Source organism: Streptomyces prasinopilosus (assembly GCF_001419695.1).
Lineage (GTDB): Bacteria > Actinomycetota > Actinomycetes > Streptomycetales > Streptomycetaceae > Streptomyces > Streptomyces prasinopilosus.
Window position 1 is genome coordinate 1 of record NZ_LIRG01001030.1, and the last position, 1,730, is coordinate 1,730.

General features: G+C 76.1%; 3 protein-coding genes. 1 reads left to right on the forward strand and 2 read right to left on the reverse strand.

The features are described from left to right. Window positions 1-24 precede the first annotated feature (24 nt). On the reverse strand, window positions 25-510 hold the full coding sequence (locus AOK18_RS29850) for a nucleoside deaminase (protein ID WP_055696320.1): 486 nt from the start codon (window positions 508-510) through the stop codon (window positions 25-27). A 116-nt stretch (window positions 511-626) separates the two neighbouring features. Between AOK18_RS29850 and AOK18_RS29855 the strand changes: the two genes are divergently transcribed. Beyond that, window positions 627-1,451 carry a GNAT family N-acetyltransferase gene (locus AOK18_RS29855; protein WP_055696321.1) on the forward strand — a complete coding sequence of 275 codons (825 nt, stop codon included), beginning with the start codon at window positions 627-629 and terminating at the stop codon, window positions 1,449-1,451. A 152-nt stretch (window positions 1,452-1,603) separates the two neighbouring features. On the opposite strand, the gene AOK18_RS31605 is transcribed toward AOK18_RS29855, so the two are convergent. Next, the coding region (locus tag AOK18_RS31605; RefSeq protein ID WP_167738764.1) for an SPW repeat protein at window positions 1,604-1,730 on the reverse strand (127 nt) is incomplete at its 5' end.

Here is a 1,730-nt window from a genome sequence, read left to right on the forward strand (position 1 = left end):
CACCGTAGGTTCCACCGCGCCGGGTCAGCCGCCCGCGCGGTGGAACCTACGGTGCAACCGCCGTACGTCCTCCGCCAGTGCGGGGACGGGCCCGTCCACGGCCACCCCGGGGGCGATCTCGTGCACGGGCAGCGTCCGCACCGGCGGCGCGGGCACGCCCAGCTCGGTGAGCCAGGACGCCAGCTGGGCGGAGGAGGCGACGTACACGATCCGGCCGAGGCCCACCCAGGCGTGCGCGGCGGCGCACATCGGGCAGTGCTCACCGGAGGTGTACACGGTGGCGGCGGCCCGCTCGGCGGGCGTCATCCGGGCCGCCGCCCAGCGCGCCAGCTCGAACTCGGGGTGCCGGGTGCGATCCCCGGAGGCCACCCGGTTGTGGTCCTCGGCGAGCACGGTGCCGTCACCGCCCACCAGGACCGAACCGAACGGCTCGTCCCCGGCCTCCAGCGCCTCGGCGGCCAGCTCCACGCAGCGACGCAGATGCGGCAGTTCGGTGTCCTTCACGGCCATGGGAGCGAGACCTCTCTTCCGGGGGCGGACCGACGGCCACCCTATGCGGGGGGCCGGGCGGACGCGACGCCGAATCCCGTTGCCCGGCCGGGCGGGTCCGTGCTGGGGTGTGCCGTATGGATCCCTCCGCGACACTCGCTCTGTTCGACCGTGAGCTGCGCGAAGGCGCGCGGCCGGACGGTCCCGGCGCCCGCGTCGAACGCGTCGGCCCGGTGGTGCGCCAGACCGCCCCGCGGCACGGCTGGAACGGCGTCCTCTGGTCCGGCCTGAACGGGACGGCGGGGACGGGGGAGCGGGACGAGGGCGGCCCGGACCCGCGCGGGACGGACGCGGACGGGGCGATCGCCGCGCAGATCGCGTACTTCACCGGACTGGACCGCACGTTCGAGTGGAAGCTGTACGGCCATGACCTGCCCGTGGACCTCGGGCAGCGGCTCGTGGCGGCGGGGTTCACGCCCGGACCCGAGGAGACGCTGATGATCGGCGAGATTTCCGGGCTGCGCCTGGGCGCCGAACTCCCCGAGGGCGTCCGGATCGCACCCGTCACCGACCGGGCGGGCGTCGACCTGGTGGTCGACGTGCACGAGAAGGCGTTCCGGGGCGACGCCTCCTGGCTGCGGCACCGCCTGCTCGACCGGCTCGCCGCGGCGCCCGGGACCGTGGTCGCCGTGGTGGCCCTGGCCGGCGGGGAGCCGGTGAGCGCGGCCCGGATGGAGCTCGTGCCCGGCACCCGGTTCGCCGGTCTCTGGGGCGGGGGCACCGTCGACGCCTGGAGGGGCAGGGGTCTCTACCGCGCGCTGGTGGCCCACCGTGCGCGGGTCGCCGCCGGGCGCGGGTACCGCTACCTCCAGGTCGACGCCTCCGGCGGGAGCCGCCCGATCCTGGAACGCCTCGGATTCGTCCCCCTCACCACGACGACCCCGTACGTGTACGTTCCGTAGCCGCGGACCGCACGGCCCCCCGCCGCGGTGCGTGTGCCCGCGGCCGGCCGGAGCGGCCCCCCGTGACCCGGCCCTTCCCGGTCCGGACAGGGGAAGGCCGGTCCACGGGGGCCGCGGGCCGGCCTGTGCGCGAGGGTCCTTCCCGGGACGCGTCAGGTCCTCGAGGTGCCCCTGGACGCCGTGGCGACGCACATGACGCCGAGCAGCAGGGTCAGGGCGCCGATGACGACGTTGTTCCAGACGACGCCCGCGTCCGGACCGGTGCCGACGATCCAGGGG